The 17836-nt window shown below is 60.6% G+C and carries 14 protein-coding genes; 5 read left to right on the top strand and 9 right to left on the bottom strand.

Annotation, left to right across the window (positions count from 1 at the left end; translation table 11 throughout):
* The first annotated feature begins 21 nt into the window (after positions 1-21).
* A complete protein-coding gene (metR, locus tag ACEN8Q_RS17945; RefSeq protein ID WP_008021042.1) occupies positions 22-939 on the top strand; it encodes a transcriptional regulator MetR in 918 nt (305 codons plus the stop codon).
* 132 nt (positions 940-1071) lie between these two features.
* Here the strand turns inward: metR and ACEN8Q_RS17950 are convergent, their stop codons facing one another.
* The 5 genes from ACEN8Q_RS17950 to ACEN8Q_RS17970 form a co-directional block, all read right to left on the bottom strand.
* Positions 1072-1569: a GNAT family N-acetyltransferase gene (locus ACEN8Q_RS17950; protein WP_413425756.1), complete on the bottom strand. Its 498-nt coding sequence runs from the start codon at positions 1567-1569 to the stop codon at positions 1072-1074.
* Between the two features lie 2 nt (positions 1570-1571).
* Positions 1572-2210: a LysE family translocator gene (locus tag ACEN8Q_RS17955; RefSeq protein ID WP_413425758.1), complete on the bottom strand. Its 639-nt coding sequence runs from the start codon at positions 2208-2210 to the stop codon at positions 1572-1574.
* 23 nt (positions 2211-2233) lie between these two features.
* Positions 2234-2668 (bottom strand): NUDIX hydrolase, encoded by a 435-nt coding sequence (locus tag ACEN8Q_RS17960; protein ID WP_413425760.1) that lies wholly within the window; start codon positions 2666-2668, stop codon positions 2234-2236.
* 154 nt (positions 2669-2822) lie between these two features.
* Positions 2823-4148 carry an APC family permease gene (locus tag ACEN8Q_RS17965; protein WP_413425762.1) on the bottom strand — a complete coding sequence of 442 codons (1326 nt, stop codon included), beginning with the start codon at positions 4146-4148 and terminating at the stop codon, positions 2823-2825.
* Between the two features lie 226 nt (positions 4149-4374).
* Positions 4375-5196: a carbon-nitrogen hydrolase family protein gene (locus tag ACEN8Q_RS17970; protein ID WP_413425764.1), complete on the bottom strand. Its 822-nt coding sequence runs from the start codon at positions 5194-5196 to the stop codon at positions 4375-4377.
* Positions 5197-5320: 124 nt separating this feature from the next.
* Here ACEN8Q_RS17970 and ACEN8Q_RS17975 point away from each other — a divergent pair, with 124 nt between their 5' ends.
* On the top strand, positions 5321-6121 hold the full coding sequence (locus ACEN8Q_RS17975) for a response regulator transcription factor (RefSeq protein ID WP_413425766.1): 801 nt from the start codon (positions 5321-5323) through the stop codon (positions 6119-6121).
* 165 nt (positions 6122-6286) lie between these two features.
* Positions 6287-7906 carry an FMN-binding glutamate synthase family protein gene (locus ACEN8Q_RS17980; protein WP_111281241.1) on the top strand — a complete coding sequence of 540 codons (1620 nt, stop codon included), beginning with the start codon at positions 6287-6289 and terminating at the stop codon, positions 7904-7906.
* Positions 7907-7933: 27 nt separating this feature from the next.
* Here ACEN8Q_RS17980 and ACEN8Q_RS17985 read toward each other — a convergent pair whose 3' ends face one another.
* From ACEN8Q_RS17985 to ACEN8Q_RS17995, 3 genes are read right to left on the bottom strand one after another with little or no spacing between them, the layout of a single operon-like run.
* Entirely contained in the window at positions 7934-9442 is a 1509-nt protein-coding gene (locus ACEN8Q_RS17985; RefSeq protein ID WP_413703504.1) for a glucosyltransferase domain-containing protein, read from the bottom strand.
* A 1-nt stretch (position 9443) separates the two neighbouring features.
* Positions 9444-10385, bottom strand: coding sequence for a glycosyltransferase family 2 protein (locus ACEN8Q_RS17990; protein ID WP_413425770.1), 942 nt, complete (start codon positions 10383-10385; stop codon positions 9444-9446).
* The gene (locus ACEN8Q_RS17995) at positions 10382-10756 is read right to left on the bottom strand and encodes a GtrA family protein (RefSeq protein WP_413425773.1); all 375 of its coding nucleotides are present in this window, start codon (positions 10754-10756) and stop codon (positions 10382-10384) included. Before ACEN8Q_RS17995 ends, ACEN8Q_RS17990 begins: the two co-directional genes overlap by 4 nt.
* Positions 10757-11001: 245 nt before the next feature.
* Here ACEN8Q_RS17995 and ACEN8Q_RS18000 point away from each other — a divergent pair, with 245 nt between their 5' ends.
* Positions 11002-12126, top strand: coding sequence for an OpgC family protein (locus ACEN8Q_RS18000; protein WP_413703505.1), 1125 nt, complete (start codon positions 11002-11004; stop codon positions 12124-12126).
* A 564-nt stretch (positions 12127-12690) separates the two neighbouring features.
* On the opposite strand, the gene ACEN8Q_RS18005 is transcribed toward ACEN8Q_RS18000, so the two are convergent.
* A complete protein-coding gene (locus ACEN8Q_RS18005; protein ID WP_413703506.1) occupies positions 12691-14109 on the bottom strand; it encodes an amino acid permease in 1419 nt (472 codons plus the stop codon).
* 471 nt (positions 14110-14580) lie between these two features.
* On the opposite strand from ACEN8Q_RS18005, the gene ACEN8Q_RS18010 reads away from it, so the two are divergent.
* Complete coding sequence (locus ACEN8Q_RS18010; RefSeq protein ID WP_413428839.1) at positions 14581-17694, top strand: transglycosylase domain-containing protein; 3114 nt, start codon at positions 14581-14583, stop codon at positions 17692-17694.
* The last annotated feature ends 142 nt before the right edge of the window (positions 17695-17836 follow it).

The following is a 17836-nucleotide window of genomic DNA, read 5'->3' on the forward strand; positions in this document are numbered from 1 at the left end:
GTTTTCCTCATGGAGCCCCCGGTGCTTGAAATCCGTCACCTGAAGACCCTGCACGCCTTGCGCGAAGCCGACAGCCTGGTGGATGCGGCCGACCGCCTGCACCTGACGCAGTCGGCCCTGTCCCACCAGTTCAAGGAGCTGGAAGAGCGCATGGGCATGCCGTTATTCGTGCGCAAGACCAAACCGGTGCGTTTCACCAGCGCCGGTTTGCGTCTGCTGCAACTGGCTGACGCCACCCTGCCGCTGCTGCGTGCCGCCGAGCGCGACATCAGTCGTCTGGCCGGTGGCACCGCCGGGCGCCTGCATATGGCCATCGAATGCCACAGTTGCTTCCAGTGGCTGATGCCGACCATCGACCAGTTCCGTGATGCCTGGCCGGAAGTCGAACTGGACCTGGCCTCGGGTTTCTCCTTCGCCCCGTTGCCGGCGCTGGCCCGTGGCGACCTGGACCTGGTGGTGACTTCCGACCCGGTGGACCTGGCCGGGATCACCTATGTACCGCTGTTCACCTATGAAGCGATGCTGGCGGTGGCCAACCAGCACCGCCTGGCCGGCAAGGCCTATATCGTCCCCGAAGACCTGCTCCCGGAAACCCTGATCACCTACCCGGTTGAACGGGACCGGCTGGACATCTTCACCCGCTTCCTCGAACCCGCCGACATCGAACCGGCCCAGGTGCGCACCTCGGAACTGACGGTGATGATGATGCAGCTGGTAGCCAGCGGTCGTGGTGTATGTGGCATGCCCCATTGGGCGCTGCACGAGTACAGCTCCCGGGGTTATGTGAAGGCCAAGCGATTGGGCGAAAAGGGCTTGTTTGCGACGCTGTATGCGGCGATCCGCGCCGACATGCTGGATGCACCGTATATGCGCGACTTTTTGCTGACGGCCAAGGACACGTCGTTTTCGACGCTGGATGGGGTTAGCGCCGTTCGCTAGAACAACACATCCATCTGTAGGAGTGAGCTTGCTCGCGATAAACCTGAGAGCAACACGGGGTGTCAGGCTTCCAGCGTTATCTTTGATGACCATCGCGAGCGAGCTCGCTCCTACAGGGGATCCATGTGATGGTTAGATCTCGCGCCACATGTGGATCTTGTCGAAGTAATCCTCGCCCACCCGCACAGCCATCGGCTCCAGGCCAAACTGGATGAAGCCGCAGCGCTGGTACAGGTTGAACGCGGCATCGTTGCCGGCGGTGACGGTCAATTTGATCAATCGCAGTTCCTGATGGGACCGCGCTTCGGCCAGAACAGCCTGCACCAAATGAAAACCGAGTCCACGCTGGCGAACGTTGGCGGACACGTACATGCCGAACAACGTCGCCTTGTGCCGGACCTTTTCCCGAGGTTCGAACGCCAGCCCGACAATGCCCGCCAACTTGCCCTCCTCGAACGCACCGAACACCACATCGAGCTTGCCGGTCAGGCGCGACTCCCACCAGCCCAGTGGCATCGCCGCCCGCTCGCGCACACTCGAGGTGAAGGCTTGCGGGTGCAGGTCATAGGCTTCGAGCATCAGTGCCCGATAGTCCAGGGCATGGCTGGCATCCAGTCGCTCGATCCACATGCTCAGGCCATCCGTTTTTGCTCAAGCATCAGCCGCACCGCCAGCCCCGACAATACGAAGCCCATGAAATAGCGTTGCATCGCCAGCCAGGTCGGATTGTTGACGAACCATGAGGCAATGCCCGCGGCAAACATGGCGATCATCAGGTTGACGCAAAAACTGACGCTGATCTGGGTCAGGCCGAGGATGATGCTCTGGCTGAACACCGAGCCGTGCTCCGGCGTGATGAACTGCGGAAACACCGACAGATAGAACACTGCGATCTTCGGGTTCAGGGCACTGGTCAGAAAACCCATGGTGATCAGTTTGCGTGACGAGTCCGGGGGCAACTGCTGTGCCTCGAACGGCGAGCGCGCACCGGGTTTGACCGCCTGCCAGGCCAGCCACAACAGGTACAGCGCACCGGCCCACTTCAACACCTCATAGGCCATCGGCACCGCCAAAAACACTGCCGTCAAACCGGCGGCCGCAGCAAACAGGTGCACGAAGAATCCGGCGGCCACCCCCAGCAACGAAATCACCCCGGCCTTGCGTCCCTGGCAGATCGAGCGAGAAATCAGGTAGATCATGTTCGGCCCCGGCGTCAGCACCATCAGCAACGCGGCAGCAGCAAAAATCAGCAAGTCTTGAAGCGGGATCATGGGCGAAGTCCTTTGCGTAATGATCAGGCGATCGCGGTCAGCGATGCTCGATAAAACGGCAAGATCAGGTCCCGTGTCAATGGCGCCAGGCTGACACCGCCATCGGTGGCCGGGTCGATCCAGAGCACTTCTTCGATCTCCGCCGCCGGAGTGACGTCGCAATGAATATTCAGCTGAAAGAGCTCGGCGTGTACGACAAACCCCGGTTCGTTGGCGGCCGGAGCCGAGAAGTGACCGAGGTAAACAGCCTGCGCCGGGTCGATGTCCAGCCCAAGTTCTTCTTCCAGCTCCCGGGCCAAGGCGTGAACCGGCAGTTCATGGGGCTCGATCTTGCCGCCCGGTTGCATGAAGGCCGTGGTGCCGCGCTTGCGCACCAGCAAGGTGCGGCCATCAGGGCCGATCAACAGGGCGGCGGCGATGTGGATAAGTCCAGCGGGCTGGGCAGAAAACGTCGTCATGAACAAAGGCCTTCAACTCAAAAGCGCCAAGGATCACATGTCCGCCCTGTAGGAGCGAGCTTGCTCGCGATGGTCGTGAACGAAAACGCGTAAAACCAGATGCCCATCGGTGCTCTCAGGTTTTTCGCGAGCAAGCTCGCTCCTACAGTTTCCTCTATGCAGCTTCCTGGAAATCCATTTCCGGCGGCTGGCGACGGAAACCACCGGTCAACACCGCCAGGTACATCACGCCAATCGCCAGCCAGCTCAGGCCCAGGTAAACCGCCAAATGATCGAGGCTGACCATCAGCCACAAATCCGCCGCCAGGCCGATGAACGGGAACAGCAGGAACAGTACGAACTCGCGCAGGCCTTTTTTCTCGCCACCGATCCAGTAATGGAAGATCACCGACAGGTTCACCAGGCTGAATGCCAGGAACGCGCCGAAGTTGATGAAAGAGGTCGAGGTGGTCACGTCCAGTTTCAGCGCCAGCAAGGCCACGACCGCGCACAGCAGGATGCTGTTGATCGGCGTGCCGAAACGTTCGTGCAAGGTTCCGAAGAACGATTTCGGCAGCACACCGTCACGGCCCATGGCGTATAGCAGGCGCGAGCCGCTGGCCTGCGCCGACAGCCCCGACGCGAACTGGCCGACGATCAGGCCGATCAGGAAGATCGAGACGAACAGGTCGCCACCGACGTTGCGGGCAATTTCATAGGCCGCCGAGTCGACGTTATCGAACTGGAAGGACGGATGAGCGATCTGCACGAAATACGACACGCCGACGAAAATCAGGCCACCGATCAGTGTGATCAGCATGATCGCCCGGGGAATGGTGCGGCGTGGATCGCGGGTTTCTTCGGTCAGGGTGCTGACCGCGTCGAAACCGAGGAACGAATAACAGGCAATGGCCGCGCCGCTCATGATCAAGGGCATCTGCATATCGCCGTTGAAGAACGGTTTGATCGACCACAACGGCGTGCTGGCGTCACCGCCGACGTAGTGCACGCACAGCGCGACAAAGGCGATCAGCACCAGGAACTGCACCAGCATCAGCAAGGCATTGATGCCGTTGGCCAGTTTCAGGCCGATGATGTTGATCGCGCTGGTGATGCCGATGAACGCCAACACCCAGATCCACTGCGGCACCGCCGGGAAGGCGGAGTTGAGGTAGGCCGCGCCGATCAGCCAGATCGCCATGGGCAAAAACAGGTAGTCGAGCAGCACCGCCCAACCGGCGATGAAGCCGAGCTTGGGGCTGATGGCCTTGCGCACATAGCTGTAGGCCGAGCCGGCCACCGGGAACGCCGAGGCCATGCGGCCGTAACTCATGGCGGTGAAGAACATGGCCACCAACGCCGCCAGGTAAGCGGCCGGCACCATGCCGGCGGTGGATTGAGCGAGGATGCCAAAGGTGCCGAGCACAATGATCGGCGTCATGTAGGCGATGCCAAACAGCACCACCGACCCCAGTGACAGGGTGCGTTGCAAACGAGCCATGAGCGACTACTCCGGATTTTATTGGATTTATGGCAGAGCCGAGTTCGGCGCAGGATATTCGGGTGTTGCGTTATTGTTCTTGGGTCAAGGGTCGAGCATGCGTGTTGTTTGTGCCGGCCTCTTCGCGAGCAAGCCCGCTCCCACAGGGGATCTCGGGCGTTCACAAGACCAATGTGGGAGCGGGCTTGCTCGCGAAGGCGTCAGCCCGGTCAACACAAAATCCGGATCAACGCACAGGAATCAGCAGCTCGCGCAACCCACAAGCATGCTCAACCCTCTCCCCCGGCAACTTCAGCCGCTGGTCATCCAGGTAGCGATAATCCTGGCGCGCCGCCGTCAACAGGTTCAGGTCCAGCTCGACCGCGAACTGCCCTTCCTCGCGTCCGGCTTCAAACAACAAAGTGCCCAACGGATCGACCAGCGCACTGCCACCGGCAAAGAGCAAGCCACCATCACCCTCTTCCACCCGGTTGACCATCAGCGCAAACGCCTGGTTTTCCTGGGCGCGGGCCATGATCGCGGTGCGGTGGGTGGGGCCGTAGGGGTCCATGTTGCCGTTGGTGACGATCAGCAACTCGGCGCCGAGTTGCGCCAAGGCACGGGCGCTTTCCGGGAACTCGATGTCGTAGCAAATCAGCAGGCCCACGCGCACACCGTTCCACAGGCAGGTGGCGTAGCGATCACCCGCCTCATAGACGCCGCGATCCGAGGCCCACAGGTGAGTCTTGCGGTATTTCAGGGAGATGCCTTCGGGGGTGATCAGCAGCGTGGTGTTGTAGAAACGGCCGTTGTCGTTTTCGGCCATGCCGATGGCCACGGCGATATTGTGCTGGCGAGCGGCGGCGATCACTGCACTGACGGAGGGTCCGTCCAGCGGCTCGGCCACCTCGGCCACGGACTCGGCCGAAGGGAAGCCCATCAAGTGGCCCTCAGGGAACATGATCAGCTGCGTGTCGGCGCCGCATGCGGCAATGGCCGCCAGGGTGCGTTCGAGGTTGTAAGCCGTGTCGTTGTCACGACCTGCCAATTGGGCGAGTTCGACCTTCATGGATATTCCTTGTCATGGGCCGGGCGGCAGAAAGATTGCCCGGTCGGTGTCTGTGCGCCAGTATGCGCAGCAAGCAACCGGGCGGGGAATCACGCCGCTGGGGTAACACGATAGGGGTAGATGCATGACACTCTCGTTGGACGACATCGCCTGGCACCGTTCGGTGGGGCAACTGATCGACGCCCTGGACAAGCCCAATTTCTGGACCCAGCTTGTGCGTTTGCTGGATCAATACGTGACTTTCGACAGTTGGGTGGCCCTGCTTTTCAGCGCCGACCAGCGTCCGCAGGTGTTCGCCGAGTGCCCGGGCGAAGATGGCAGCCCCGACCAGTTGTTCCAGGATTACCTGCGCGGCCTGTACCTGCTCGACCCGTTCTACATCGCCTGCCGCGAGCAATCGCGCACCGGGCTGTATCGTCTGTCGGAAGTGGCCCCGGAGCATTTCGAGCTGACCGAGTATTACCAGCGCTACTTTCGTCTGAATGTGGTGGCCGACGAAATCCAGTTCAATTGCCAGCTCGAAGGCGACCGCACGCTGTGCCTGTCACTGGGCAGCACGCAGCGCTTCAGCAGCCAGCAGATCGCCTTGCTGTCGCTGATCCAGCCGTGGGTACTCGGGTTGTTACGCCAGCGTCTACCTTATGAAATCAATGAAGTCGTGGCCCTGGCCCCCGCGCCGCCGCAAGCCGACTGGCGGGTGCAACTGGAAGCGTCGGTGCAGCAACTCAAAGGCGCGCAGTTGACGGCCCGGGAGCTGGATGTCGGGCGTTTGATGCTCAGCGGTTGCTCCAGTAAAGAAATCGCTCGTAAGCTGGAAATCTCCGTCGAAACCGTGAAAGTCCATAAGAAACACATGTACAGCAAGCTGGGAATCAAATCCCAGTCCGAGCTGTTTTCGATTTTTCTCCAGGCACAAAATGCCTGACTAGCCTGTGGAACGCCCTGCTTTTCTGTGGGAGCGGGCTTGCTCGCGAAGGCGGTATTTCATACAGCATTTATGTTGGCTGACACACCGCTTTCGCGAGCAAGCCCGCTCCCACATTGATCTGTGCATAGCCAAATTCATTGAGTCCGAACCCAAGGAAACCGTATGAGCCTGTCACTCCTGAGCCGCTACGCCTTCTTTGCCGTCTGCGTGATCTTCACCCTCGCCAGCCTGCCCTTCCTTGAATACGACTGGCTCTGGCCGATTACTGCTGTCACCGCCGTCCTCAGTCTGATCGGCCTGTTCGATCTTCTGCAAAGTCCGCATGCTGTGCGGCGTAATTACCCGATCCTCGGCAATATCCGTTATCTGGTCGAAGGCATCCGCCCGGAAATCCGCCAGTACCTGCTCGAATCCGACAGCGACGCCCTGCCCTTCTCCCGGGCCCAGCGTTCGCTGGTCTATTCCCGGGCCAAGAACGAAACCGCCGACAAACCGTTCGGCACGCTGATTGACGTGTATCAGTCGGGTTTCGAATTCATCGGCCATTCCATGCGCCCGGCGCCGTTGAGTGACCCGAGCAGTTTCCGCGTCACCGTCGGCGGTCCGCAGTGCACCCAGCCGTATTCGGCGTCGGTGTTCAACATCTCGGCCATGAGCTTCGGCTCCCTCAGCGCCAATGCGATCCGCGCGTTGAACCAGGGCGCCAAGCTCGGCAACTTCGCCCATGACACCGGCGAAGGCAGCATCAGCCCCTATCACCGCGAGCACGGCGGCGACCTGACCTGGGAACTGGGCAGCGGCTATTTCGGCTGCCGCACCAGCGACGGTCGCTTCGACCCGGAGCGCTTCGCGGCGCAAGCCCGGACGCCGCAAGTGCGGATGATCGAAATCAAGATGAGCCAGGGCGCCAAACCCGGCCATGGCGGCATCCTGCCCAAGCACAAGGTCACCCGGGAAATCGCCGAAACCCGCGGCATCCTGATGGGCGAGGACTGCGTGTCACCGTCGCGCCACACGGCGTTTTCCACGCCGATCGAAATGATGCATTTCATCGCCCAACTGCGTGAGTTGTCCGGTGGCAAACCGGTGGGCTTCAAGTTCTGTCTCGGCCATCCGTGGGAGTTCATGGGCATCGCCAAGGCCATGCTGGAGACGGGCATCCTGCCGGACTTCATCGTCGTCGATGGCAAGGAAGGCGGCACTGGCGCAGCGCCTGTGGAGTTCACCGACCACATCGGCGTGCCGATGCGCGAGGGCCTGCTATTCGTCCACAACACCCTGGTGGGCCTGAACCTGCGGGACAAGATCAAACTCGGCGCCAGCGGCAAGATCGTCAGCGCCTTCGACATCGCCAGCGTGTTGGCCATCGGCGCCGACTGGGCCAACTCGGCGCGCGGCTTCATGTTCGCCATCGGCTGCATCCAGTCGCAGAGCTGCCATACCAATAAATGCCCGACCGGCGTCGCCACTCAGGACACCCTGCGCCAGCGTGCGCTGGTGGTACCGGACAAAGCCCAGCGCGTATTCAATTTCCACCGCAACACCCTCAAGGCCCTGGCGGAAATGCTTGCCGCGGCCGGCCTCGAACATCCGTCGCAACTGTCGGCCAAGCACCTGGTACGGCGCATGTCGGCGACCGAGATCAAGCTGTTCTCGCAGTTGCACGTGTTCCTCAAGCCCGGCGAGTTGCTGACCGGTGAAGTGAACGGTGAGTTCTACTCACGGATGTGGCAGATGGCCCGGGCCGACAGTTTCGAGCCCCATGAAATAGCGGCAGCATGACCTCGCCGTCCCGGTCAGAATCGCGCATCACCAGCGCAGCGTTTTGGTCGGGGTCGGCTCCTTCATCACGATAAAACCGTAATCGCCGATCAGGTATATCCGGTAGAACTGGCTTTCGACCAACGCCGGATAACCCTGATAGCCGACCCGCGTCGCATTGCGCCGCTCCTGTTCCGCCACCACGTTGGTGATGCCGGCTTTCGGCAGATTCTCGGCCAGCATGTAAAAGTCGGTATTGAGCAGGTAATGCAGCACCGGCATCTGCTTGAACGAGCCGGCTGCCGCCGTTAACCAGTAGTCGGAGTAAGTCACCGACAGGTAAATACGTTTTGCCTCGCGCAGCGCCTGACGACTGGCGATGTCGTACTCAAGGCTGGTCAACGCCATGGACGCGAAGGTTTTCTGCATTGTCAGCACCCGGCCATAGGCGAACGACAACGACAGCATCGCCAGCAGCGGAATGATCAACAACAGTGGCAATCGCTCATGGATCGACGCCAGCGCCAGATGACTCAAATAGAGCAACATCACCAATAGCACAGCGAAGCCCATCAAGGTACGGGCGCCTTCGTTGAAGTCGCGGAAAAACAACGTCACACCGGACACCAGCAGTGTCACCACCGGTAATGTCAGCAAACACACCAGGCTGATCAACAGTTTCTTCGGTCCGCTGTCCTGGCGCGCAGCTACGTTCAGCCCCAACCGCACCGCCCCGGCTAGCGCAAACAATGACAACCCGCCGAACACCCAAAGCCATCCGCCATGGAACAGCAGCACGACTTTTTCCAGGACCCGGGCAATGTTGATCTGGATCTGCATCAAGGGATGGGCCGTCCAATTGAGCAGTGATGTGCGATTGGAGCCCATGAACGGATAAGCACTGATGCTGTAGATCAATCCACCGAGCAAGAGCTGGGCGGTTTTCCAGCCCAGCAGGTCGCGCCAGGGCACCGGGGTTGTTTGATCGTTGGCGGCCCTGAGCAATTCCAGGCAACACAGGCCCAGGAACACATTCAGGCTGACTTGATACAGTCCCAGCGCCAAGGCAATCAGGAACGACGGCACCAGCCATTGCACGCCGCGCCAGGGGTGGCGAAAAGTGATCGCGTAGATCACCGCCACCAGGCTCAGGGTCGTGGCGGGACCGTCGTATTGATAAGACAGGTTTTGCAGGAAAAACGGGTTGTACCAGAGCGGCAACAGCACCAGGCAGCAAGCAACGCTGGGTTGGCGGAAATAATGGAACGTCAGGCTGGTCAGCGCCGACGCCATGGCCAGCGTGGCGATCAACAAGGGCAAGGGAAAAATGTTCGGCGCGGCATGGGTGAAGGTCAGCACGTTGTAGAACAGCTGGGTGAACAGTCGCCCCTGCTCGGACCAGGCCATGCCCGCCGACAGCGAGCGCCAGTTGTCATCGATGTAGGGAAAATCGGCGAGGATCAACGGCAGGACATACAAGAAGGTCGCGAACAGAAAAAACCGCCAGACCTGATGCCGGCTGAGCTCGCGAACGAAGAAGTCGCTGAACCGGCCCATGCTAGCGCCCGCCCCGGGCTTTACCGCCGACGATGTCCTTGATCACGTAGCGCGGCCGGTGCTTGGCCTCGATATAGATGCGACCGATGTACTCGCCGAGGATGCCGATGCCGATCAATTGCACGCCGCCGAGAAACAGGATGGCAGTCATCAGCGACGGATAGCCGGGGACGCTGTTGCCGAAGAAAATCTTGTCCAGCACCATGTACACCGCGTACAGCACCGCGAAAATCGAAATACTGCCACCGACATAAGTCCACAAGCGCAGCGGCACGGTGCTGAACGAGGTCACGCCTTCCAGTGCCAGGTTCCACAGCTTCCAGCCATTGAACTTGCTGCTCCCCGCCACGCGCCCGGCCCGCTCGAACTCCACCACCACGGTGTTGAACCCGGCCCACGACAACACGCCTTTCATGAACAACTGGTGCTCGGGCAGGGAACGGATCACGTCGACCACCTTGCGATCCATCAGCCGGAAGTCGCCAACGTTTTCCTCGATGCGGGTGTAGGCGATGCGATTGAGCACGTGGTAGAAAATCGACGCGCTGTGACGCCTGAGGTAGCCGTCGACGTCCCGGTTGCGGCGCTTGGCGAGTACCACATCGGCGCCCTTCTGCCATTGTTCGACCAGTAACGGGACGACACTGATCGGGTCCTGCAGGTCGACATCCATGGGGATCACGGCATCGCCGCTGGCGTGCTCCAGGCCGGCAAACAGTGCCGGTTCCTTACCGAAGTTACGCGAGAAATTGATCAGCATGACCTGATCATCCGCCTGCGCCAGTGCCGTAGCCTGCTCGGCCGTGCGGTCGGAGCTGCCGTCGTTGATGAACACGATTTCGACCTCGGCGCCCCCCAGCAGCAGCTCGCGGCGCACGGCCTGGTAAAACAGGTTGATCGATTGTTCTTCGTTGAACACCGGGACAATGAGCGAGATTTTCATTGATCACGCTCGCGAAACACCACGTATTTGGAATAAAGGAAACCGAACACCAGGCTCAACGCCGAAAACACGACCACGGTGAGCAAACCGTGCAATTGCCAGACATCGCCCAGATGGCCGATCCCCAGGCTCAATGCCCCCATGCCGAGGAGAAACAGCAGATACCCCGCGACCGTGGCACTGGCGGCGAAAGTGAATTGCGCATTCATGTAGAAGGAAAACGACGCCGCCACGCAGAAGGCGGTCAGGTTGCTGATCGCCTGGCTGAGGCCGGCCGCCACGCTCAACAGGAAAAAGATCTGCCAGTGAATCAGGGTGTTGGCGACCCCGATCACCGTGTAACTGGACAGCCCTTTCCACAACAGTCTCATGCGAGGCTCCCGCTTTAAGAACGTTGCACCCATAAGTATTTGAGTCCGTCTGCTGTCAGAAATCGCAGATTGACGGGCCTTTCAGACCAGCGGCTGAGTCTTGGAGCAACACTCGAGACATCCGGTAATATCCCGGTTTTGCAATTGCCCGCGAATCAGTCCACCCTGCGCGCCGCCGGTTGGACCTGCGGCCTTTTGCACCCGCGGCCAATCCCGTTTTCACTCGCTGTTACGAGCCTGCCGTCATGACGTTAGCACGCGATCACCGGATCGACTTTTTTCGTGGTCTGGCACTGATCTTCATCTTTTGGGATCACGTGCCCCACAACCCTTTGGGGCAAATCACCCTGCGTAATTTCGGTTTCAGCGATGCGGCCGAGGTTTTCGTGTTTCTGGCAGGTTTCGCGGCTGTGCTGGCCTACGGCAAAGTCCTGGCCCGAGACGGTTTCCTGATCGCCTGCGTGAAAATCCTGCGCCGCGCGTGGGTGCTCTATGTGGTGCATATCTTCCTTCTGGCGATGCTGATGGGCATTGTGTTTTTCGCCAACAGTCACGTGGAAACACGGGATCTGGTGGAGGAAATGGGCATGCATCATTTCATCAGCAACCCTCAGCAGGCCCTGATCGATGAACTGCTGTTGCGCTTCAAGCCGAACCTGATGGACCCGTTGCCGCTGTACATCGTGCTGTTGGCGGGCTTGCCGCTGGTGCTGCCGATGTTGGTGCGCAAGGCCTGGGTGGCGGTCACGATGTCCCTGGCACTGTATTTGATGGTGCCACTGGCTGGCTGGAACCTGGCGGCCATCAAGGACGGAGTGTGGTATTTCAATCCTGTCGCCTGGCAGTTGCTGTTCGTGCTCGGCGGTGCCGCCGCGATTCACAGCCAGCGCCCGCGACCGCCCGAAACCCGCCCATTGCTGCGCCAGCCGTTGTTTGTGAGTGCGGCGCTGTATGTCGTGGTCGCCGGTGCGTTGACCGTCCTGTGGCGTTGGCCGGACATACACGATGCCGTGGTGCCGGCGAGCCTGCAAAACGCCCTGTACCCCATCAGCAAGACCAACCTGTCCCCCGTGCGCCTGTTGCATTTTCTCGCACTGGCCTACGTCACGGCGAAACTGATACCCGACAGCGGATGGACACAAAACTGGTTCGCTCAGCAAAGTTGCCGCATGGGCCGTTTCTCGCTGGAGATTTTCTGCCTGGGCGTGCTGCTGGCGCCATTGGCGGACATGGTCAACGCCTTGACCGATGACGCCTTCGCCATGCAGGTCTTTACCGCGCTGGTGGGTGCAGGGTTGATGGCGTTGCTGGGGGCATGGCTGGAGTTAAACAAGCGCTTGAATCGATCACTGCAAACTGCGCCCGCCTGATATGTAGGAGCGAGCTCGCGATGGACCCAAGAGCGCCGCGTTCAGCCAGAAAACACGCGTCGTCGTTAACGACCATCGCGAGCAAGCTCGCTCCTACAAAGGGTCGGCGTTTTTTTGTAGGAGCGAGCTCGCTCGCGATGGACCCAAGAGCGCCGCGTTCAGCCAGAAAACACGCGTCATCGTTAACGACCATCGCGAGCAAGCTCGCTCCTACAATGGGTCGGCGTTTTTTTGTAGGAGCGAGCTCGCTCGCGATGGACCCAAGAGCGCCGCGTTCAGCCAGAAAACACGCGTCATCGTTAACGACCATCGCGAGCAAGCTCGCTCCTACAATGGGTCGGCGTTTTTTTGTAGGAGCGAGCTCGCTCGCGATGGACCCAAGAGCGCCGCGTTCAGCCAGAAAACACGCGTCATCGTTAACGACCATCGCGAGCAAGCTCGCTCCTACAATGGGTCGGCGTTTTTTGTAGGAGCGAGCTCGCGATGGACTCAAGAGCGCCGCGTTTAGCCAGAAAACACGCGTTATCGTTATCGACCATCGCGAGCAAGCTCGCTCCTACAAGTTTACGAAGCCGAACGCACCGCGCCTTGCGCAACATTGGTCGGTTGCAGCTTGAACACGTAGAACAGCACCGTCAGCAGCACCAGGAACGCCGGGCCCACATACAGCGCCACGCGGGTGTCCGGGAAGTACGCCATCAGGCCGACCACCAGCACCAGGAATGCCAGCGCCAGGTACGAGCTGACCGGGTACAGCCACATGCGGTACTTCAAGCCCGCTCGCTCGCTGGCGCTCAAGCCTTTGCGGAACTTGAGCTGGGCCAGCAGGATCATCACCCAGGTCCAGATCGCGCCGAAGGTGGCAATCGCCGTTACCCAGACGAAGACCTTCTCCGGCACCAGATAGTTGAGCAATACGCCCAGCAGCAAGGCACCGATCGACAGCAGCAAGGCGCGACGCGGCACACCGTTCGAGGTCTTGGCAAAACCGGCCGGGGCCTGGCCGTTCTGCGCCAGGCTGTAGAGCATGCGCCCGGTGCTGAAGATGCCGCCGTTGCAGGACGACAACGCAGCGGTGATCACCACGAAGTTGATGATGCCCGCGGCAGTCTTGATGCCCAGGCGCTCGAAGGTCATTACGAACGGACTGCCCTGGGTGCCGATTTCATTCCATGGGTAGATCGACAGGATCACGAACAAGGCTCCGACGTAGAACAGCAGAATCCGCCAGAACACCGAGCCGATGGCGTCAGGGATGGTCTTCTGCGGGTTCTTCGCTTCACCGGCGGTCAGGCCGATCATCTCCACGCCCAGGTAGGCGAACATCACCATCTGCAGGGACATCAGCACGCCTTGCACGCCGTTGGGCATGAAGCCGCCGTGGGTCCACAGATTGGCAATCCCAAGGGCAATGCCGTCGTTGCCGAAACCGAACGCAATGACGCCGATACCTCCCAGCACCATGGCAATGATGGTGACGATCTTGATCAGGGCAAACCAGAATTCGAATTCGCCAAAGGCCTTGACTGCGATCAGGTTGATCGAGCCCATGCTGACCAACGCAGCGAGTGCCCAGATCCAGCGCGGCACTTCGGGGAACCAGACCCCCATGTACACCGCGACGGCAGTGATTTCCGCAACACAGGTCACCAGCCACAGGAACCAGTAGTTCCAGCCGGTCAGGAAGCCCGCCAGCGGGCCGAGGTAGTCTTGGGCGTAACGGCTGAACGAGCCGGCAACCGGGTTGTGCACGGCCATCTCGCCGAGGGCGCGCATGATCACCAGGATCGCCAGACCGCCGATGATGTAGGACAGCATGATGGCCGGACCGGCCATTTCAATGGCCTTGGCCGAACCCAGAAACAGACCGACGCCAATACAGGCACCGAGTGCCATCAGGCGAATATGCCGCTCGCCGAGTTCACGTTTGAGCGGACCGCCCTGAGCGGTTTCGCCGTGGGGCAGGTGATTGCCTACAGGCATGGGGGGACATCCTCGTCTTGTTATTGGATATGACCACCGAGTGGCGAAGCGCTGACCGGTAAGCCCTCGCTTCCCGAACCGGGCCTGCTTCGTGGGCAGACCTGTCTTGTGGGAAAAACCCGCAAAATCAGTGGGAAAAGCGGCGCCGAGTATTGCACAACAATGGTGCATCGTCATGCCCCTGCCAAAGTCGTATCTCCTCCTGCTAACGCTCTACCCCGGGCATTACAGACCACCCCCCCTCTCAAACCATACGACACCTGTGGCGAGGGGGCTTGCCCCCGTTTGGCCGGCCCGCGCTCGGGCGAAGCAGTCGAACGGGGGCAAGCCCCCTCGCCACAACTGCTTCAATCAGCCCAATTAACGGTGTGTCCGTGCATCATTTTGCCCTTCACATTTTTTTCACCTTCGCCAACCACCGTCTAAGCTTGAGTCAAGTCCGATCAATCTGCGTGAATGGATCAGTCGACTATGGGCGCTTTGTGGCAAACCGATTCGAGTAAAACCGTGGTTCCGACTGAACGTGAGGATGAAGCGCCTATACCTGAAAAACCCCGTCGTTCCAGGCACGGATGGGGAGCGTTCTGGCTATTGCTGTTGATTATCGCGATTGTCGTGGGGCTGGCGGCTGCCAGGGAAATGCGTACCTCGAAGTTCCAGGCCCGGGAAGTCAGCAAATACGCTGCGTCCCTCAACTATGAGCTCAAACCCGGCCCCAGCGATGCCATTCGCTATCCGGGCGACGGGCCGTTCGATCGGCGCCTGGGCTACAGCTCTCTGGATGAATTCCTGCCGCGCCTGATCAAGCGCGATTTCGTCGTCGAGGCGCAAACCCGTTTTTCTCCGGCCCTGTTGAAGTACAGCGACAAGGGCCTGTTCGTGCCTTATGCCGAAAAAATCCAGGCCGGGCTGTCGATCACCGATTGCCGCGCAGCGCCGCTCTACCAGTACCACTATCCACAGCAGCTTTATTCAACCTTTGCCTCGATCCCGCCAGTGGTGGTCAACAGCCTGCTGTTCATCGAGAACCGCTTCCTGCTCGACCCCCAACAACCGCTGGCCAACCCGGCGGTGGACTGGCCACGGTTCGGCATGGCGGCATGGTCCCAGGTGGCCAAGATGTTGCACGTGCCCGGCCAGTCCGCCGGTGGCAGTACCTTGGCCACACAGTTGGAGAAGTACCGGCATTCCCCCGATGGCTTGACGGTCAATGGCGCGGAAAAGATCCGCCAGATGATTTCTGCCACCGTGCGCGCCTATCAGGCCGGGCCACAAACCCTCGAAGCCCGGCAGAACGTGGTTCGCGACTACCTCAACAGCGTGCCGTTATCAGCCGTACCGGGGCACGGCGAAGTGCATGGCATGGCTGAGGGCTTGCGCGTGTGGTATGGCTCGGACTTCAAGCAGGCCAACGAAGCCCTGACCAGCACTGCAACGGATCCGAAAACCATGGCGGAAAAAGGCCTGGCCCTGCGTGAAATGCTGTCGTTGATGATTGCTCAGCGCCGCCCGTCGCATTACCTGACCAAAGGCCATGATGAACTGGCCGACCTCACCGACAGCCATATTCGCCTGCTGGCGCAAAATAATGTGATCGACGCTCAGTTCGCCGCCGCCGCCCTGGCCAGCAAGGTGACCTACCGCGATTGGGCCACCCAGCCGACCATTCAACCGATTGAAACCAACAAGGGCATCAGTGTGGCGCGCAGCCGTCTGGCCGGCATGCTCAATCGCCCGCTGTATGACCTCGACCGCCTCGATCTGTCCGCCACCAGCACCCTGCAAGGCGAGTTGCAATCGGAGGCCACCGAGTACCTGAAAAAACTGGCCGACCCTGGGTTTGCCACGCAGATCGGCCTGATCGGCGAACGACTTCTGACCACCACCAGCACCACCCAGGTACGCTACAGCTTCACCCTGTTCGAGCTGACCCCGGACGGCTCGCGGGTTAGGGTGCAGACCGACAGCACCGACCAGCCGTTCGACATCAACGAAGGCAGCAAACTGGAACTGGGCTCCACCGCGAAAATGCGCGTGCTGACCACCTACCTGCAAATCATCTCCGAGCTGCACGACAAATACGCCGGCATGGACGTTGCGGAACTGAAGAAAGTCGACGTACCGGATCAGGACCGCCTGAGTCGCTGGGCGGTCGATTACCTGATCGAGAACAAGGACCGCGACCTGCCAAAAATGCTCGGCGCGGCCCTGGACCGCAAATACTCCGCCAGCCCCGGCGAGGCGTTTTTCACCGGGGGCGGCCTGCATGTGTTCCACAACTTCCGCAAGGAAGACAACGGCCGCATACCGACCCTGCGCGACGCCCTGCGCGAGTCGATCAACCTGCCGTTCATTCGCCTGATGCGTGACCTGGTGCGCTACACCACCTACTCCGGTGCGAACAGCAGTGCCGAACTGTTCAAGGACGACCGCGACCCGCGGCGTCAGGAATACCTGGCCTCGTTCGCCGACCGTGAAGGTACTTCGTTCCTGCTCAAGTTCTGGAAGAAGTACAAGAACAAGGACACCCAGGAGCGGCTCGAAACCTTCCTCGACAGCATGCGTCCGACCCCGATCCGTATGGCCGCCGTGCACCGCTATCTGCTGCCACAGGCCAGCCAGGAAAGCTTCAATGCCTTCGTGCGCTCGCACCTGACCGGTGCCAAGCTCACGGAAAAACTCACTGACGAACGTCTCGTGCGGCTCTACGAGGCCTACGGTCCCGGCACCTACGACCTGCCGGACCAAGGCTTCATCGCCAAGGTTCACCCGCTGGACCTGTGGCTGATGGGCTACCTGCTCAATCACCCCGACGCCAAGTGGGGTGAGATCGTCAAAGCCAGCCAGTTCGAACGCCAGGAGGTCTATAGCTGGTTGTTCAAAAGCCGGCACAAGGGTGCTCGCGACAGCCGCATCCGCACCATGCTCGAAATCGAGGCGTTCCTCGACATTCACCAGCGCTGGCAGAAAGTCGGCTACCCGTTCGACCACCTGGTGCCGTCGCTGGCGACCGCCATCGGCAGCTCCGGCGACCGCCCGGCGGCGCTGGCGGAGCTGATCGGCACCATCCTCAACGACGGCGTGCGCATGCCGACCCTGCGCATCGACAGCCTGCATTTCGCCGCGAACACACCCTATGAAACCCAACTGATCAATGACCCGGACGTCGGCAAACGGGTGATGCCATCCGAGGTCGCCACGGCCATGCGCGAAGCCCTTTCACAAGTGGTGGATGCCGGTACGGCCAAACGCGTGGCCGGCAGTTTCAAACTGCCGGACGGCACCCCGCTGGCCATGGGCGGCAAGACCGGCACCGGTGACAACCGTATCGAGGCCATCGGTTCCGGCGGGCGGATTCTCAGTTCCAAATCACTCAACCGCACGGCGACCTTCGTGTTCTACATCGGTGACCACCATTTCGGCACACTGACTGCGTTCGTGCCGGGACGCTCGGCCGAGAACTTCACGTTCACCTCGGCGCTGCCCGTGCAGGTGCTCAAGGGCATGGCACCGATCCTGACACCGTATCTGCAACCGGGCACTCACACCATGTGCCAGCCTGGTGCGTCGACGGCTGTGCGATGACGTGGTGGTATCCATGTATTGTTCATGTCTGAATTCTGAGAGTGTCGAGCCGCAAACGGCGGTGTTTCAAACCGATCTTTAAGCTTTTTCCGGGCATGGCGCCTGCCTAGACTGGTGGCTCCACTCACGATCAACGGACGAT

Origin of the sequence: Pseudomonas sp. Pseusp16 (assembly GCF_047324915.1) — a bacterium.
Lineage (GTDB): Bacteria > Pseudomonadota > Gammaproteobacteria > Pseudomonadales > Pseudomonadaceae > Aquipseudomonas > Aquipseudomonas fluorescens_CD.